The 18,271-nt window shown below is 36.1% G+C and carries 17 protein-coding genes; 10 read left to right on the top strand and 7 right to left on the bottom strand.

From position 1 onward, the window contains the following. Positions 1–69: 69 nt before the first annotated feature. Both IJF99_RS05990 and IJF99_RS05985 read left to right on the top strand, forming a co-directional pair. Positions 70–1,521 carry an AAA family ATPase gene (locus IJF99_RS05990; RefSeq protein ID WP_292793078.1) on the top strand — a complete coding sequence of 484 codons (1,452 nt, stop codon included), beginning with the start codon at positions 70–72 and terminating at the stop codon, positions 1,519–1,521. 106 nt (positions 1,522–1,627) lie between these two features. Further along, positions 1,628–2,641, top strand: coding sequence for an ArsA family ATPase (locus IJF99_RS05985; RefSeq protein WP_292793076.1), 1,014 nt, complete (start codon positions 1,628–1,630; stop codon positions 2,639–2,641). A gap of 25 nt (positions 2,642–2,666) precedes the next feature. Here IJF99_RS05985 and IJF99_RS05980 read toward each other — a convergent pair whose 3' ends face one another. From IJF99_RS05980 to IJF99_RS05965, 4 genes are all read right to left on the bottom strand, one after another. Then, positions 2,667–3,011 (bottom strand): hypothetical protein, encoded by a 345-nt coding sequence (locus IJF99_RS05980; RefSeq protein WP_292793074.1) that lies wholly within the window; start codon positions 3,009–3,011, stop codon positions 2,667–2,669. Positions 3,012–3,022: 11 nt separating this feature from the next. Further along, on the bottom strand, positions 3,023–5,911 hold the full coding sequence (locus IJF99_RS05975) for an Ig-like domain-containing protein (RefSeq protein ID WP_292793072.1): 2,889 nt from the start codon (positions 5,909–5,911) through the stop codon (positions 3,023–3,025). 123 nt (positions 5,912–6,034) lie between these two features. After that, complete coding sequence (locus tag IJF99_RS05970) at positions 6,035–6,676, bottom strand: cobalt-precorrin-7 (C(5))-methyltransferase (protein ID WP_292793070.1); 642 nt, start codon at positions 6,674–6,676, stop codon at positions 6,035–6,037. 1 nt (position 6,677) lies between these two features. Beyond that, positions 6,678–7,055, bottom strand: a complete 378-nt coding sequence (locus tag IJF99_RS05965; protein WP_292793068.1) for a helix-turn-helix domain-containing protein — start codon at positions 7,053–7,055, stop codon at positions 6,678–6,680. A 118-nt stretch (positions 7,056–7,173) separates the two neighbouring features. Here IJF99_RS05965 and IJF99_RS05960 point away from each other — a divergent pair, with 118 nt between their 5' ends. Beyond that, positions 7,174–7,962 carry a protein-ADP-ribose hydrolase gene (locus tag IJF99_RS05960; RefSeq protein ID WP_366931256.1) on the top strand — a complete coding sequence of 263 codons (789 nt, stop codon included), beginning with the start codon at positions 7,174–7,176 and terminating at the stop codon, positions 7,960–7,962. Then, positions 7,963–8,808: a hypothetical protein gene (locus tag IJF99_RS05955; protein WP_292793066.1), complete on the top strand. Its 846-nt coding sequence runs from the start codon at positions 7,963–7,965 to the stop codon at positions 8,806–8,808. On the opposite strand, the gene IJF99_RS05950 is transcribed toward IJF99_RS05955, so the two are convergent. Both IJF99_RS05950 and IJF99_RS05945 read right to left on the bottom strand, forming a co-directional pair. Then, a complete protein-coding gene (locus IJF99_RS05950) occupies positions 8,797–10,923 on the bottom strand; it encodes a phage holin family protein (protein ID WP_292793064.1) in 2,127 nt (708 codons plus the stop codon). The genes IJF99_RS05955 and IJF99_RS05950 overlap by 12 nt on opposite strands. After that, the gene (locus IJF99_RS05945; protein WP_292793062.1) at positions 10,920–11,789 is read right to left on the bottom strand and encodes a metallophosphoesterase; all 870 of its coding nucleotides are present in this window, start codon (positions 11,787–11,789) and stop codon (positions 10,920–10,922) included. The genes IJF99_RS05950 and IJF99_RS05945 overlap by 4 nt, the downstream gene beginning before the upstream one ends. A gap of 77 nt (positions 11,790–11,866) precedes the next feature. Between IJF99_RS05945 and IJF99_RS05940 the strand changes: the two genes are divergently transcribed. The 5 genes from IJF99_RS05940 (at position 11,867) to IJF99_RS05920 (ending at position 17,059) form a co-directional block, all read left to right on the top strand. Further along, positions 11,867–13,057 carry a redox-regulated ATPase YchF gene (locus IJF99_RS05940; RefSeq protein ID WP_292793060.1) on the top strand — a complete coding sequence of 397 codons (1,191 nt, stop codon included), beginning with the start codon at positions 11,867–11,869 and terminating at the stop codon, positions 13,055–13,057. A gap of 631 nt (positions 13,058–13,688) precedes the next feature. Continuing rightward, positions 13,689–14,249 (top strand): DUF6434 domain-containing protein, encoded by a 561-nt coding sequence (locus tag IJF99_RS05935; RefSeq protein WP_292793058.1) that lies wholly within the window; start codon positions 13,689–13,691, stop codon positions 14,247–14,249. After that, entirely contained in the window at positions 14,246–14,560 is a 315-nt protein-coding gene (locus IJF99_RS05930; RefSeq protein WP_292793056.1) for a TIGR04076 family protein, read from the top strand. Before IJF99_RS05935 ends, IJF99_RS05930 begins: the two co-directional genes overlap by 4 nt. Positions 14,561–14,599: 39 nt before the next feature. After that, a complete protein-coding gene (locus IJF99_RS05925; protein ID WP_292793054.1) occupies positions 14,600–15,604 on the top strand; it encodes an SLC13 family permease in 1,005 nt (334 codons plus the stop codon). A 93-nt stretch (positions 15,605–15,697) separates the two neighbouring features. Continuing rightward, on the top strand, positions 15,698–17,059 hold the full coding sequence (locus IJF99_RS05920) for an MATE family efflux transporter (RefSeq protein WP_292793052.1): 1,362 nt from the start codon (positions 15,698–15,700) through the stop codon (positions 17,057–17,059). Positions 17,060–17,085: 26 nt separating this feature from the next. Here the strand turns inward: IJF99_RS05920 and IJF99_RS05915 are convergent, their stop codons facing one another. Beyond that, on the bottom strand, positions 17,086–17,484 hold the full coding sequence (locus tag IJF99_RS05915) for a C-GCAxxG-C-C family protein (RefSeq protein WP_292793050.1): 399 nt from the start codon (positions 17,482–17,484) through the stop codon (positions 17,086–17,088). Positions 17,485–17,561: 77 nt separating this feature from the next. Between IJF99_RS05915 and cfbD the strand changes: the two genes are divergently transcribed. After that, on the top strand, positions 17,562–18,271 hold a 710-nt coding region (gene cfbD, locus IJF99_RS05910; protein ID WP_292793153.1), incomplete at its 3' end, for a Ni-sirohydrochlorin a,c-diamide reductive cyclase catalytic subunit.

The raw sequence follows: 18,271 nt of genomic DNA, 5'->3' as shown, positions 1-18,271 counted from the left end.
TTTGAATAATTATTTATATAAGATAATTTAAATATTTGAATAGATGTATTGAATCAGGAGGTTGTTGCAATGTTGGAAAAAGAAGAATTAATATCAAATTTTATTAAAAATGAATTAAATGATGTTCCAAATATTTTAAATAGGAATTTGTCTAAAAATAATGAAAAGTTTAATGCTCGAAATGAATTAGATGAATTAAAAGGATATGCGAATACTTTTTTAAACGAAGATACATCAAATAAAATTGTTGTATTGCCCGGTCTTAGGGGTGTTGGCAAAACAACATTGATCCTGCAGCTTTATGAATATTTGCTTAAAGAAAAGAATGTTCCTCCTAGAAATATTCTATATGTTTCTTTTGACGATTTAAATGATTTTGTTGAATGTAACATTCGTGAAATGGTTGAAATTTATTTAAAGGATGTGTTTAATGAGAATTTAAGAACTTTAAATGAAAAGGTTTTCATCTTCATCGACGAATCACAAATAGATAAGAAATGGGCAAGAACTGGTAAAATCATTTACGACAAATCATATAATATTTTCATCATATTCACAGGTTCATCTGCACTCCATCTAGAACAATATGATGACCTTGCAAGGAGAATGCGTAAAAAATCAATAACTCCATTGAATTATACTCAACATCTTAAATTAAAATATGATTTAAATTCTGGTAACTTATCAGGTGATTTAAGGAATTTGATATTTACGGGCAATATTGATGATGCAGTCAAATCAGAATTTGAAACTAATAATCTGTTAACCAATTGTATAGACTACACTTCTAATGACTGGGATGAATATGTTAAATTCGGTGCTTTTCCCATACTTTTTGATAAAAAGACACACAGGGAAATATGTGAAGATTTAGTTGAAATCACTGAAAGGGTCATTACTAAAGACTTGTCTCAAATAAAAGAGATTTCATCATCCAATCAATCAAATGCAAAACGTATATTAAGATATTTTGCCCTGCAACAGCCGGGTGAGTTAACACATGCAAATCTGGCGAATTATTTAAAAACATCATCTGCAAATGTCAATAAAATATTGGATCTGCTTGAAAAAACCCATTTGATTTTCCATTGTGAACCATATGGAGGTTCAGCCAAAAGGGTAAAAAAATCCTGGAAATACTACTTTGCAACACCCAGTATCAGACATGCATTGTCAAAAAAAGTTGGAAACCCTTTGCTGGGAAGTGATGATTATGAAGGATTGCTTTTAGAAAATCTTGTTGCATCAAATCTCTTTAACCTATCAGACAGGCAGTTTAGCAATTTCACAATATACTATGATGCAAACAAAAAAACAAATGTTGATTTCTTAATTCAGCAGGAATCCGAAAACATTATTCCTATTGAAGTGGGTCGTGGAAAGAAAAAGAAATATCAAATTAAGCACGCTATTAACAGGTATGACTGTGAATATGGTATAGTTGTTGCAAATAATACAAAGACTATTGAAAGAAAGGATAATGTAATCTACATACCTCCAAAGACATTTTCATTTCTATAGGAGTTTATCATATGTTTGGATATCAGCATTATAACTAACTTTATATACTATAAAACATTAAATTTTTAGTAACTAAAAGTAAGTTTATTATAAGGAGGTAATATACTTGGCGTTTAAAGATTATTTCAAATTCAACAAAGACAAGACTACATTCATTTTCATTGGAGGAAAAGGAGGAGTTGGAAAAACCTCAGTGTCCTCCGCTACAGCATTATGGTTGGCTGAACAGGGTAAAAAGACCTTAATCGTATCAACCGACCCGGCACATTCCCTGTCCGATTCACTTGAAGTGCCAATCGGCAGCTATCCTCGTGAAATCAAAACCAATCTTTTCGCTGTTGAAATCGATCCTGATGTTGCAATGGCACAAAAACAGGCACAATTGGATGCTCAAAAAGCGGCAAACCCTGATGATGAAGGCAGCTTGTTCGGCATGGACTTCTTGTCCGACCAGTTGGACATGGCATCAGCATCTCCGGGGGCTGACGAAGCGGCGGCATTTGAAATGTTTATGGGTGTGATGAATTCAGATGAATATGACGTTGTCGTATTCGATACCGCTCCGACAGGCCACACACTAAGATTATTGTCCTTCCCTGAAGTCATGGATTCATGGGTGGGTAAAATGATGATGCTTAAGGCAAAGTTAGGTTCTGCAACCAATGCGCTTAGAAAAATCATGCCTTTCATGGATGAAATTGATGACCCGCAGACCTCAGAGGATTTAAAAAGAACTAAAGAACAAATTGACCAAGCAAAAGAGGTTTTGTCCGATCCTGAAAGGACAACCTTCAAGATGGTTGTAATCCCCGAAGAAATGTCAATTTATGAGTCTGAAAGGGCATTGGAGGCACTTGGAAAATACAACATCACTGTTGACAGTGTAATCGTTAACCAAGTAATGCCGGACATTTGTGACTGTGATTTCTGCCATTCAAGACATAAACTGCAGCAGAAACGTCTAGCATTAATCGACCAAAAGTTCCCGGACCAACACATCGCTGAAGTTCCTTTATTCAAGGATGAAGTTAAAGGTCAGGAAAAATTACTGAACCTTGCACACATCCTGTATGAGGATAAGGACAACGATGAGGTTGTTCAGGAAGCTATTCAGTTATGAAAAATTAAAAGTTATTCTTTAACTTTTAATAATTCTTATTTTTTCTGAAAAACCATGTAGCAGCCAACACCACTAAGAAAGATATTAAAAATATTCCAGAATCCACGATAAAAGTTCTGCCCCACCATAATTCAGACATTGTGCTTAGAACATATAAAATCAGTATTATGATTGATAGCACATCAAAAATTCGACTTATTCTGTCGTTTTCAAACTGCGGCTTGTATTTTAGAATCATTGCAATCAACAATACAATTAAAAGCAATATTCCAAATATGATGTGCACATATGAGGGGATATCCAGCGTAAATGTACATATAAGATATGCTATTATAACGATAGCAAAGAATATTATCTCGTTTTTATCCATATTGGCCTCCATTATTTATTTTCCCAGCTTTTATCCCAATATTTTGCAGGCATGCTGAATGGTGTCCAGTAGTCCTCACAAAAGTACTGGTAGGTCTCTTCCTTAGTTAACTGTTTTGTTTTTCCATCACTAATATATTTCGCCGTGTTTCTATCCAGACTCAAATCGTCATTGATTCTTACTTCAATATAATCGCTTCCTCCGTTTTCATTGGGGATATTGTATATCTTTTTGGATTGCAGGTATCCTGGCCTTGTGAATGTGATTTTATCCATTACACTATGCCAGTCATCCTCTTCAATCATTTTTTCCCGGTATGTTGTTCCGGTGGCCTGTATGAATACCATTGTTGATATCAACCCGTTTGCAAGTGCCGATGTGCCGGTCAATGCTGACTTCAGAAGAAATCTTCCCACATTGTAGGCCATTGTGGTCAACGGATGAATCTTTTTGAAATGGTCAGACAGCAGATAGAGTCCCGGCGAAGAAATTGTTAGCATATCCCTAATTCCTTTGATAATATCGTGGGGTACGGTTCCAACACTGCAGCAATCCTCACATGTGTGAATCCGGGATCCTTTGTATACATCATTTCCATGTTTTAGAATTACATTGCAAACGCCGCTGACAGTATTTAAAATTATTGCCGAGTCATTTTCATTGAATACGTAAATCTGATCTCCCAGTTGAACTATGCTGTAGTTTTGAGATGACAATACGTTATTCAAGGAATTTGTGTTGTTGTCCAAGTATCTTTCTGCAACCGGTTCAAGAGCATATTCCTCAATATTCGCCAGATTAACCGAATTCAGGAATCTGAACAGTCCGACGTTTTTCTCATCCCCACTGACGTCCATTCCCATTTCTGCGTTTAGGATGTGAAGGTAGGTGTCCTCAAGGTTTATTCCTCCAAGTATTGTTGTCGTGTTTTTCCGATTCCATAAAACATTGAACTCTTTTGCATAATTGTCTGCTATTTCATCTGCAAGCCATGCGGTTTCAAGAGACGCCAAATGCATTCCATAAACGTTCATGACACCAAATCTGGATAAATAAGCCGAATTTTTATTGACCCAATTTTCCATCATGCTTCGGGTTACCTTTTCATTGATTATGCTGTAGGTTTGAAGCGCTTCAAAGCCTAAGACTTTCCGGTATTTTTCTGCATATCCGTAGCTTATCCGTTCTGTTTTTTCAAGTTCCTCATGTCCGTTGATGGCAAATCTGGTTATGATGTCTTCTCTAGTTTGATAACCTGCAATAAAATTTCCATAATAACTATAAGTTACGGGGATTCCAGTGTTTGTAAATACAATGGGATTGTTGACATGATTTGTTATTTCAGCGTAATTGAAATCTTCATTTACCCTGTCATAGAGCTTCGCCAAATTGTATTTCACTCCGGTTTCGTCGAAATAGTGTGTTTGCACATTGACTTTGGCCATTATCTTGTCATTTTTTAGATAGGTAAAGGTTTCGCTGATGTCCGGTCCCTTATCCGCATAGACTCCAAATAATTCAATATTATCACAGGTCACATCCTGATAGTCGATTTGTGTATATGTGGGGGTTCTTGTAATCATTATCCCGTTTTCTTTTAGGCAATCTTTATCGACAGATGCCATCATTGCATATCCGTTGAATGGAATCAGATAGCTTTCCTGGGCCATGGTCAATACATCCTCCACGTTTGTTTTGCCTGTTGCGAGGTGAAGGGTTTTTGAGCCCACTTCAACTGTAAAGACTTCTATTTTCGGCATTTTGACCGTTCCATTTGATCCTGTTTTAAGCGTATATGCGCTGTTGTGGAATGCATATGGTATTGTAACGTTAACATAGTTCGGAATGATTGTCGAATGGATGAATTCTGTTTTTTTAATCAGATTTTCGACAGCAGCCTTATTGACAGTAATCTTATTGGTGTTTTTCAGTCCTTCGTATTCGGTTGTAATCGTGTATTTTCCTGCGGGCAGGTCAATCGTTTGTGATGCAATTCCCTTTGCATCGCTTTTTGGAGTGTAGGTTTTCCCGTTCACTTTCAATGTGACTTTCTTGTTTGGGGAAACTTTACCGTAGCAGTTGAGAACTTTCACGCTGAATTTGCTGCCGTCCTTTTCTGCCATTGTCAAATCCTTTGTTTCAAGTATTGATTTAACCGTAATCCTTTGCGTGATTGTTTCTGAAGTCTTGGTGTTGATTGATGAAACGCTGTAGGTTCCAGGTTTTAAGTCGACACTTAATTTTCCGACACCTTTCTTATTGGTTTTAACAGAATAACTTTTACTGTTCACCTTAAACTTAACGCTTGTTTCTTTTAAAAGCTTTCCTTTCTTGTCGTAAAATGTAGAGTAGTATGCGGCCTTATTCTTATAATATTTTGAAAAGTCATCGCATTTTATAGTGCTTTTGATTGTTACGGTATTTTTAACGGACTGCTTTTTAAAGAGTGCAGTTTCATCATAGGTGGTTATGACAGTGTATTTTCCGCTCTTTAGATTAAGGTTTATCGATGCCTTTCCATTGGTGTCGGTTGTTTTTGTGTAGGTTTTTCCGTCAATTGAAATTTTCACTTTGGATTTCTGCATTGCTTTGTTGAATTGGTCTTTAAGGGTAACAGTGAATTTGCTTCCGTCCTTATAATGCATCTTCACATCACCGGATTTGATGCTGACCTTCAGTTTATTGGCGCTTACCGCTTGTTTAATGCCCGATACTAGATTGCTGTTTGCATTGCTCGCTTCAAGACAATCTTGATTTTCAATGTTTGCTTGGTAAATTTCTCTTTCAGGTTGTTCTATTGTCTGTTGGATGGTTTCATTGTCCATGCTGGTTGCTGAGGCAACTCCAATCAATAAAAACAGTAGGAGAATGAACCATATGGTGTTTATTTTAATGTTCATGATATCTGCCTTTTCTAAATTATCGAACCGACCGACAATTAAGATTTGATATCTGGAACATATAAACTTTAATTTTAGAATTAAATGGCAAATGACTTTTAAAATGAATTTTTAAGGTCAATTCTATGGATCAATTACCATAATGCACATGTAGGTAAACTCGCTTTCGGCAATGTCATATAATGTTGAGTTGACAATTCTTTCATCAGGGTAGCTTAGACGTTCACAGACCGTAACTTTACGGTCCTTTTTAACCCCGTTATCAATTAAAAACTGTGCCATATCCTTAACTTTTCTGGAAGGCAATGCTATTGTTGTCTTGCCATTATTGATGACAGGCAAAATGTCTTCAATGTTTTCCCTGCCGTGAAATGTCATCACATTCGCATTGTCCCATTGGATGTGGCATCTTGCCGCTGCAAGCTGAAGGGAACTGATTCCGGGAATGACTTCAATGTTTTCTTTTGGAAAATTCTTTTCTTCGGATATTCTTAAAACGGTATTTAAAACACCGGAAAAACCGGGATCTCCGGTTGATAATATTGACACGACATTTCCATCAACTGCCAGTCGGACTCCCTTTTCTAAAGTGTCCAATAATTCCTTAACATTAAATGCAAGCTTGTTCTGTACATCATCGAATAATTCAATTGCACGGGTGCTTCCAACAGTATAATTACTCATTTTAACAGTGTCAATTGCTTTTTTAGTTAAATATTCGCTTGCACCGGGGCCAATTCCAACAATATAAATTTTACCAGTCATCTTAATCATCAATATTTAGTGTTTGCTTAAATGTATTTTTTAAATTTTCACGTGTCTCTTCAGAATAACTTTCCGCATCTCGTAAAGTGAACATTGCCAGTTCATATAATATCCTGTTCATTGATTTTCCATACTCAGTTAAATAATATTCAGTAGTTACGGGATTTGTATTCAGAACCTTTTTTTCAATCAAACCGTTTTTTTCTAAATTTTTTAAGCAGTTTGACAATACTTTATTGCTTAAGTCCGGTTTGTCTTCTTTAAATTCCCTAAAATGTTTTTTTCCAAAAAATATGTCCCGTATAATTTGTATGCTCCATTTTTTACTTATCAAATTCAATGTTCTATCAACAGGGCAAACTATCTTTTCAGTGTCCATAATTAAAAATTGATTCAATTATTATAAATAGTTACTTTTTAGCCACCAAGTTTCCAAAAGGTTACAAAAATCATTTAAATACTACAAGTTAAATTAATTATTAGCCGATTAGGGAGAGATTAAAATAAATACAAACGAACAATTAGATTACTTGATTAATTACCTGATTAACGAAAGGGATGAAAATATTAATGTCCCTGATGATTTTCACTCAAAAAGGGCATTGCTTCGTTCATTAATGAATGTAAGGTTGCCTTTAAACATATCGGAAGAATTTTTAGAAATCCAAGATGAATTTCTAACTGCCGAAACTTTAAATAAGAATTTGACATCAGTTGAGGATATCGATGAATTCGATGGCAAAGTAATGTTGTGGCAGGGGGATATAACAACATTGAAAGTTGATGCTATTGTCAATGCTGCAAATTCTAAATTATTGGGTTGTTTTATTCCTCAGCATAATTGCATTGATAATGTAATCCACTCCGCTGCAGGAGTTCAGTTAAGGGAGGAATGCAACAATATCATGACTATTCAAGGTCATGATGAGGAAGTGGGCAAGGCGAAAATCACAGGAGCCTATAATCTGCCTTCAAAACATGTAATCCACACTGTCGGGCCGGCTATTCCTCAAGGTTTGAAACCTTCCAAAAATGACTGTGTTAAACTTGAAAATTGTTATAAATCATGTTTGGAAATTGCGAATTACAATAAACTGGAATCATTGGCATTTTGCTGTATTTCAACAGGAGTATTCAATTTTCCACAAGACAAAGCGGCTGAAATTGCAGTCAAAACAGTGAAAAATTATTTGGAAGAAAATGAAACAACACTGAAACATGTAATTTTCGATGTCTTCTCAGACGATGACTACCTGATTTATAAAGAATTATTGTTTGGTGATTAAATGGAAAGGTTCGTACAAAGATTAGAGAAAGCTAGAAAAGCTATTGATGAATCGAATTACATAATTATTGGTGCAGGAGCAGGATTATCGACAGCTGCAGGAATTATTTACACTGGTGAAAGATTTGAAAAGTATTTCAAAGGTTTCATTGAGGAATATGAATTTAGCGATATGTACTCATCAAGTTTCTACCCGTTCGAGACATCCGAAGAAAAATGGGCCTATTGGGCAAGGCATATTTTTGCAAACAGGTATGATGTAGGCGAAACAGATGTATATCAAAAATTGAGAAGATTGGTTGAAAATAAAGAGTATTTTGTCCTAACAACCAATGTTGAACATCAGTTTTGGATTAATGGCTTTGATGATGAAAGGATTTTTGCAACACAAGGGGATTATGGTCTGTTGCAATGCGGCAAGGCATGTCATGACAAGTTATATCCAAACAGGGAACAGGTCTTTGAATGGTTGGAAAAAACCGAGAATTTTAAAATCCCCACTGAATTAATACCAAAATGTCCTGTTTGCGGTGAAGAAATGGATTTGAACTTAAGAAAGGATAATCTGTTTGTTGAAGATGAAAAATGGCATGAAATGAATGAGAATTATCAAAATTTCCTAAATAGGATTGAGGGCAATTTCGTATTTTTAGAAATCGGTGTCGGATTCAATACTCCGGGAATCATAAGATATCCATTTGAACAGATGACGTATAATAATGAAAATGCAACATTGATAAGGCTAAATTTAGATTATCCTCAAGCCATACCTGAAAACAAGGATAAGACAATTAGTTTTGATGAAAATGTAGAGGAAATTTTAGATTACTGGCTTTCAAGAATCTAAATTTTCTATTTCCCTTTTCAGGAATTTATATATTGATTCGGAGCCAATCAAATCCCCCGGATCTTCCCATTCGCAAGGATATAAGATGAATGGTTTGGTCTGATTTCCCCCAAGACCTCCGTGAGATCCTATCAGCTCTTCAAAGGCACATACTTCATCATTTTCGGAATCATAAAAGCTGTTCACCATCAAATCAGGCATGTTTTTAAAGCCGTTTTCCCTTCTTAAGTGGCGAGCGGCATTCTTGCCAAAGCCTTCAAGGGGATTCTCACCCACTGTTTTATCACTGTCCAGGTAGTAGATTCCATTTTGTCCGATAACCATTCCTCCGTTTGTTATGGAATTGACAAGCACGAATCCAATTCCCGGATGCTTTACAAGCCCAGGAATCAGGTCTGGGAATAACATGACGATTTCTTCATATGTTAAACGCTGTTTCCATTGGGTCAGATAAATAAGGCCCAGATTTCCTGATCCCAATACAATCAGTTCGGAATCTTTCGCTTTTTTAGTGCTGTGCTGTTGTGTTTCGTGTCCTGTGATATATTCTAAGCTATTTGAATATCTTTCACGTAAATTTTGATACTGTTCATTTTCAAAGATTATTGCGGGTTTTCTTTCCTGGATTTCTTTTCTTAAATTCTGGATTGCCCTTTCATCATCAAATAAATCGTCACGGATAGTTTCAACATGTTCCTTAATGGTTTTTAATTGTCTGCTTTCCGGAAGCAATGCGTCCCTGAAGTGGTCAATGTTATATTCGGTTTGGTAAATCTTCAAATCATCTGGAAGCAATCTGCGAACATAATTTCCTAATGTAATCCCGTATCTCTGTTTGAATGTAGCGCCGTTACTTTGCCCGTGGTCAGACAGAACAACCAGCTTGTAATCTCGGTCGTTCATCTCAATGGCTGATACAATCCTTGAAAATTGAAGGTCAATCTGTTTTAAAACATTCCATACGTCTGAGTCTTCAACTCCTGAGTGGTGTGCTATTTCATCATAACCCATGAATGTCGCATAGGCGGTATCGATTTCTCCCCTAAACAGTTCGCTTGTTAAAATTTCTGTTGTAGCTTCCCTTAAAACCACATTAGCTCCTGCACGGATTGCAGCATAAACGATGGTTCTTCTAAGTCTGGGCTGCACGTTTTTTAACCTGTGCATTATCTGGGACTTCAACTCCAGGAGTATGTCCCATAGGAATAATACAAATATCCTCTGGAAATTATATGATTCCAGAAATATCGTATGCAACGTTTTGTTATATATTCTTTTGATGCTTCGCATTCTTGAAGAGGTCATGGCTGACAGTTCGCTGTCTCCTGAAAACATATTGGCAATGCTTATTCCATTTACAAGCAATCCTTTTCCGTTGCTTATTCTTTCCTCGATTTCAGGGGCATGACTTAATTTGCCCGAAACCATGAGTTTATTGTCGTTTTCCTTTTCAATCCATCTGTAAGCCACGATATCTTTATTGTTGCCATGCAATATTCCGGCCTGACTTGATCCGGTTTGTGATGACAGATCGGTTTCCCATTGCTTTAACGTGTGAGTATTGTTGTCCAGCCAGCTTTTTAGAGTCGGCATAAACCCGTTATCAATGGCTTTTTTCAAGGTATTGATTGATAATCCGTCTATTTCAAGCATCACAACTCCAGGATATATTTTTTTATAGGGACTTTTTCTTTCCAGGGCATATTTTAGAATAAGCTTAATATAGCTGTCATAGTAATTTGTGTTTGTCAAATTGGTGATAATGGTGGTGAATATCGCCATAACGATTGGAACTTGCCAAAAACCATAAAAACCGACATAAACTCCCGGAATGAAGTATGTTGCTATGTAAAAGATTAGGGAGTTTAAAAAGATGGCTCCAATTCCAAAAGTTAAAATGATATATTTTATTAAAAAACGCCTAAAAATGGGCCAGAGAATCGCGTTTGCAATAGAAAATGCTATTATAATAAGCAATACATTGTAGATAGGCCCCACTGTGAAATCAGTGCTTATGTAGTCAACTCCTATAATCGCCAGCATATTGGCTAGGATAAGCAAAATAGTGCTGATCACCGTTTTCAGCGAGGAAATTATTGTGTTTTTAAAGCTCATTCTATCTCAATCTTTTTTCTTATTTTAGTTTTAAGCGTAATTATTGTAATTTCAGGTTTGCAATTGACGCGGATTCTAAATGAATTTGTTCCAAGGCCTCTGCTGGTGTATTGATACATGCCTCCAAGTTCATAAAGCCCGACAGGATATCTGATGAAATTGTTGCCTCTTAAAGGGGTTGTTTCAATTTTGGGGATTATGAACTGTCCTCCATGCGAATGGCCGGATATCTGCAGGTCAATTTTTCCTGTTTGATAGGATTTTTGTGCAAAATCAGGTTCATGTGCAAGCAGAATTGTAGGGGCGTCTTCATCTAACTTGGCCAGAACCTTATTCAAATCATCAGCATAAACTGTAAAAGAGTCTACGCCGCCCAGATTCAATTTATCATCTCCCCTTATTAGGGTAACGGCATTATTGCTCAAATCGATAATGTCTGAATCTTTAAAGATTTTCCTGATTTTTTCAGCGTCGGTCCAATGGTCGTGATTGCCCAAAACACCGAATTTTCCGTCTTGCGATTTTAACTTTCTGAAAGATTCTTCCAATGCCTCCTCATAGCCGTCGAGAATATATGAAACATAGTCCCCGGTCAATGTGACCAGGTCATAATTTAATGTATTGACATAATCTATCAGGTCATCCAAATACTCTGGAGTAATCCATTGGCCTAAATGAATATCGCATAAATTTAGAATTCGGTAATTGTGAAAATTCTCTCCTAAATTGGGCAGTTCAATGTCAACTTCCATCACATCAACTTCATCGGGATTGAAGTATTTCTCAGGCAGGGTATTGTTCATCGAATCCTGTATGATTCGGCGAATTTTCATAACTGGGGGGCGTACAACATCATCATCTTTCATTAGTATTACTTTTGATTTCTGAAACTATTTATAATTTTAACAACATAAGTTTAGATGTTAAAGATTAAGTGATTATCATGCTTCAAATTGCAGTTTGTGGAAAACCAAATGTTGGAAAATCATCTTTTTTCAATTCAGCAACTGCATCAACAGTAGAAATGGCAAATTATCCGTTTACAACAATTGATGCTAATAAGGCAGTTGCTCATGTAATTAAGGATTGCCCATGTAAGGAATTAGGCGTTACCTGCAATCCTCACAATTCAATCTGCATCGATGGAAAAAGGTTGCTTCCAATAGAATTGATTGATGTTGCAGGACTCGTTCCTGGAGCACATGAAGGAAAAGGATTAGGTAATAAGTTTTTAGATGAATTGATGCAAGCTAAAGTTTTCATACACGTCATAGACGCTTCAGGCTCAACCGACATTGAAGGAAATCCGGTAGACCCTGGAAGCCATGACCCATTGGACGATGTTGAATTTCTAGAAAACGAGATTGTAATGTGGATGTATGGAATCTTATCCAAAAACTGGGTCAGGCTAGTCAGAAAAGTCGGAGCCGAACATTTGGACATTGCAAAAGTCCTTTATGATCAGCTTTCAGGAACAGGAATAGCTATTGAAGATATTATTGAAGCCAAAAGAACAGTTGAACCGGATTTCAACAAATGGGAAGAGGATGACTTGATTGAACTCACCCGGAATATTCTCCACATCGCCAAGCCGATGATGATTATTGCAAACAAGGCAGACCTGCCGACATCCAAAGCGAATATAGAAAGAATCAAAGAGAAATATCCTAATATCATTGCAACTTCAGCCGAATCCGAAATTGCGCTTGTAAGAGCTGCTGAAGCAGGTTTGATTTCATATGTTTCAGGAGATGGCCATTTTGAAATTCTTGAAGAAGATAAACTGAATCCAAATCAGATTAAGGCTCTTGAATATATCCAGACCAATATTTTGGATGTTTATGGAAGCACTGGTGTTCAGGATGCACTGAATTATGGAATTTTCGAGTTGCTTGACAGAATTGTGGTATATCCTGTTCAGGATGAAAACAAATACACTGATCAAAAAGGTAATGTCCTGCCTGACGGATTTTTAGTTAAAAGAGGCTCCACCCCAAAGGAACTGGCCTATATCGTCCACACCGATATCGGAGATAAGTTCATGCATGCGGTTGATGCAAGATCAAAAATGCGCGTGGCCAGTGACTATGAACTGAAAGACGGTGACATTATTAGTATCATAACAAGAGGATAATTCTCCTCTACTTTTTTTTATACTATGTGTAAAAAGGAAGCTATAAACACATATTAAAGCCAATTTTCATCTAAATTGTCAGTTTATCAAATTGGAAAATTTCGGACTAATCCAACTATGCTTCCTATTCACATCATAGATTGTTAGCAATCAAACAGGGTGATAGCCAGCAATAGGTAGTAACTTGCCATGAAAAAATAAGAGATGGCAAGCACTAAATTTTCAACTGCCATATTGTACGTTCTCCATTTTGATTGGAGTGTTTTTAATATAATGCTCTTTCGATTTCATAAAAACACCTATGTTTATAATAAAATTATATTAGTGTTTTAGAAATAATCATTTTTACTTAAAATTATATAAAATTTATTTATTTTTGAAATCAAAATTGTTATTGTCGTATAATGTTATTTAAAAGATAAATATTGTCTTAAGTTTGTAATGGAGCCAGAGAAACTTTTATATATATTGAAATTAATAGTATTATATAACATCTAATTAGGTGTTGGACTGCATATTGCAGACCTATGTTTTTAATATTTGAATGAGGATGTGTCAAAATTTGTTAATCAAATTTATCCTTATTCATTTAAACTGTTTTTTGATATATTTAATAGTATAATGGATTATTATGCAAAAACTGAATAAAAATTTAAATGCTGAAGACTTTAAGCAATATTATTTTTTAAAAGAGGAGCTAAAAGATTTTTGTAGATTAGAGGGTTTGAAGATAAGTGGATCTAAAAAAGATTTGGAAAATAGGATAATTCATTATTTAGAAACTGGCGAAATGTTGGAAGAACCTGTAGTTAAGGAAGTTTCTAATAACTTTCATTCAACAGTCACATTGGATTCAAAATTGGGTGAAAATTTCAAATGTAGCCAAGACAAGAGGGAATTTTTTGAAAAAGAAATAGGTAAATCCTTCAAGTTTAAAGTCAAATTTCAGCAATGGTTGAAAGCAAATCCTGATAAGACCTATCGTGAAGCAATAGATGCATATTATAAGATTCAAAATTCGAAGGAAAAAACAAAGATTGATAAACAATTTCAGTACAATCAATATATACGGGACTTCTTTAAGGATAATGATGATAAGTCTCTTGAAGAAGCAATCAAATGTTGGAAATATAAAAAATCTCTTAAAGGTCATAACAGATATGAAAGCAGTGATTTGGTGGCATTATTATGAAAAAAGTAAGGATTACAGTCATGAGAAAGGTCAGGCATGATGATTTGATTGAAAAATATGAAAATCCGCTGGAGCATGAATGCGATGTTGAAGAAGGTCAGGTTTTCATTGCAAACGGCTGGGTAAAACCTGACGATTTCTGCGACAGTGCATGGGAAAGCGTTTCACCATTTGTATTGGGGCTGGCAAATGGGGCCAGTGATTTTTATGGCGGATGGATGAAGAATGAAAAATCTGCAATGATTTCCTGCAATGACGGTTTTAGACCGGTAAGTTTTCTTTTAGAGACATTGGATGAGGATGCGGATTAATCCTTCTTTTTTATATAATACCTTCTCTAAAATGATATTATGGCTAAATTAAATGAGTTTATCAAAAATGAGACAGTATTTGTCATATCATTAATATTGGCCATAATCTCTTGTTTTTTTGTAAAACCCAGCATTGATTATTTAAATTATATTAACTGGGACACAATCATCTTGCTTTTTGTTATAATGCTCATAGTTGAGATTCTTAAAAATCTCTCTATTTTTGAAATTCTGGTTAGAAAACTCATAATTAAAATTCGAAATACTCGCGGCATGGTTTCACTTTTAGTTTTCATGGTATTTTTCAGCTCAATATTCATCACAAATGATGTTTCCCTGATTATTTTCATACCTTTCACAATATTGGCATTAAAAAAAGTTGGCAGAAGTGATTTGGCGATAATCACAGTCGCTCTACAGACCATTGCGGCAAATGTCGGTTGCATGCTTCTTCCAATCGGAGCGCCTCATAATATTGTCATGTTCACGGTGTCCGGCATTTCATTCCAATCTTTTTTCCTGTTGCTTTTGCCTTATGTCATTGCATCTCTCGCATTCATCACATTAACGTTAACGTTCATGCCGAAGGAGAGTATTGTTTTGCCTAAAATGAACAAGGTAGAATTTGACGCCAGCAATTTCATTAAAAGGGTTTTTCTTGGTGTTGACTATTATCTGCTTTTAACTTTCATTTCCCTGTTTATTTTAATAGGCAATCTGGAAAACATTCCATTCTTCAATTTGTTATTCAAAAAATGGATTATGGGCAACGAGGTCCTTTGGGGGGTTATTGCATCTCAGGTAATTTCAAATGTGCCTGCAGCAATGCTTCTCAGCGGTTTCAGCACTAATTATAAAGCTATCATTATTGGAATAAATATCGGCGGTTTCGGAACCCTTATTGCATCAATGGCAAATCTGATTTCTTATAAAATCCTTGTTCGCGAACATGATGAATTCAAAACCAGGTATCTAATTGTTTTCACTGTTTTAAATGTTGTTTTGCTAATGATTCTGTTGGGAGTTAATGTTTTCACCAGTTAATGTATTGTTAAAGTTATATGTATTGAAAGCAAAATATTAAATTAGCATTTCTATTTTAAATTGGGGATGAAATTAAAGATTGATGTTGATTAAATGGCTAATGAAAATGTTGAATTAATGAGGGGAGAGCCTGAAATTGCAGTTAGAAAGTTGGCAATTCCAATAATGATATCAATGCTTCTGACAGCATCATACAATATTGTCGATGGAATTTGGGTTGCAGGACTCGGCCAGGCAGCTATTGCGGGGATAGGTTTTGTAACACCGATATTCATGGTTATGAACGGTTTCAGTGTAGGACTTGGTAATGGTGCAACAAGCAGCATCAGCCGTGCCGTTGGGGCAAGAAATCATGAAGGAGCCAGCAAATCGGCAACTCACTCAATTTTGATATTTTTAATTGCATCTGTTGTGCTAACATTAATTTTCCTTGTGATTCTAGAGCCTTTGCTTATATCTTATGGTGCCAGTGGCCAATCTTTAAGTGAAGGGATGAAATATGGAACTCCTTTGTTTTTAGGTCTTTTTGCATTCATGTTTGCAAATGGAGGAAGCGGAATTCTTCGTGGTGAAGGAGACATGAAAAGGGCAATGTATGCCATAATCGTTTCCGTAATCCTGAATTTTATTTTGGATCCCCTTTTCATTTATGTTTTGAATTTAGGTTCAGCCGGAGCATCTCTTGCAACAATAACAAGTTCCATAGGCTCAGCTGCGGTCATAATGTATTGGATTTTAGTTAAAAAAGACACTTATGTCGATGTTAATTTTAAAGCTTTTAAGTTTGAACCCGAAATATTCAAAGACATTTTAAAGGTAGGAATTCCGGCTTCTTTAGACATGCTGGTGATGTCTGTTGCAATGAGTTTCTATTTGATGTTCATTTCATCAGTCGGCGGTGAATATGGTATTGCGGCATTCACATCCGGTCAGAGATTATACTTATTTGGAATCATGCCTTTGACAGCTATAGGTAGTGCGGTTGCAGCTGTTACCGGAAGCTCTTTCGGTGCTAGGAATTGGGATTATCTTTCAAGAACCCATATTTACGGAACCAAGTTTGCAATGAAATTGGCGCTTCTTATCATGTTTATTCTTGTAATATTCGCACCTCAATTGTCATTGATTTTTGCATATACTCCTGAAACTGCTCCTTTAGTCCCAGAAATTACCAATTTCTTAAGAATCGCATCGTTCGGATTGCTTCTGGTTGGAATCGGTATGCCTTCAAGCTTCTTTTATCAGGGAATCGGTCGGGGAACAACCAGCTTATGCTGGACAATAATCAGAGAGTTGATTCTAACTGTAAGCTTCACTTATCTGTTTGGAATGGTGTTCAATTGGGGATTAACAGGTATTTGGACAGGTCTTGCCACTGGTAGGATAATTGCATCCATTTTAAACTTCACATATGCCAGATACACAATCAGAAAGCTAAAGACAACACTGGCGTAAGTTTAGAGAGGAATAATCAGTTAAAACTATTCATCCCACAGGTCTGCAACCTTATTTGCAATAAAAACGCAGCAGTCAACACATGGGGATTTGTCCTCTCCATTGTTGGTTATTGTGCCGCAGCACACGCTTCCGTATTCTTCTTTAAAGGTGTTGAAAATTTCTTTTGCGTTTGCCTTGATTTTTGATGGGTCATCGATTATTAACCCGTTAGCCATTATGGCGCCAGTTACGGCTCCGCAAGTTCCTTCATCAAATGTTCCGCCTATTCCTCCGGCAAATCCGCATCCGAGTTTCACCATTTCAGTTTGGCTGATAGGATATTCGGCGGTTTCACAAAGGCCCATCAATGTTGATTCGGAGCAACTTTTAAATTTTCTGTATTCCCTAATTTTTTCCTCTAATATTTTTTTGTCAAGTTTCATTCTACAATCTCCTTAATTAATTATATAAATTAAGAATTTTAAATAATTATTTGTTAAATATTCAGGTGATAAAAATTATACATCCAAGACCAAGTCCGATTGCCGCTACTCTTTATACGTTAAGAGACATGAATGTTGAGGTCATTGTCATGCATGGACCTACCGGGTGCTGCTTTAGAACAGCAAGACTTTTAGAAAGCGATGGGGTCCGTGTCGTTACCACAGGAATGTCTGAAAACGATTTTATATTGGGTGCTGGTGAAAAATTAGTTGATACATTAGTTGAAGCCTATGATACGTTTCATCCAAAATTGATGGGTATTGCGGGCACATGTGCAAGTATGATTATCGGTGAGGATTTTAAAGAAGCGATTGCAACTGCAGATTTGCCATGCACAGTTATTCCCGTAGAATCCCATGGGGGATCTGGTGAAGGGGACAATACTGTTGGAGCAATAATGGTATTGGATGCCGCAGTGGAATGCGGCGTGATACCTCGTGAAGAGGCAGACAGGCAAATTGAAATGCTTGAAAAGGCAACGGAAGTTGAAAAGACTCGTGGTATGGCACAGGGCAAATATATCAAACCTAACTTCGGAGATTCAAAAGAATCAGTTGCAAAAACCGTAGTCAAAGCTTTAAAAGACGATAAAAAGGTAGCGTTTGTCCTCAATGTTAAGAAGGAAACATCATATTTGTTTGCAGACATCATTAATTTCGATTATAAACAGATAAATCCTAACAATAAACCTGTTTTTGTGGCAAATCTGGATGAGAATATTGGCCT

Origin of the sequence: Methanobrevibacter sp., assembly GCF_017406825.1 — an archaeon.
Lineage (GTDB): Archaea > Methanobacteriota > Methanobacteria > Methanobacteriales > Methanobacteriaceae > Methanocatella.
This window is presented reverse-complemented; position numbering and strand designations above follow the sequence as displayed.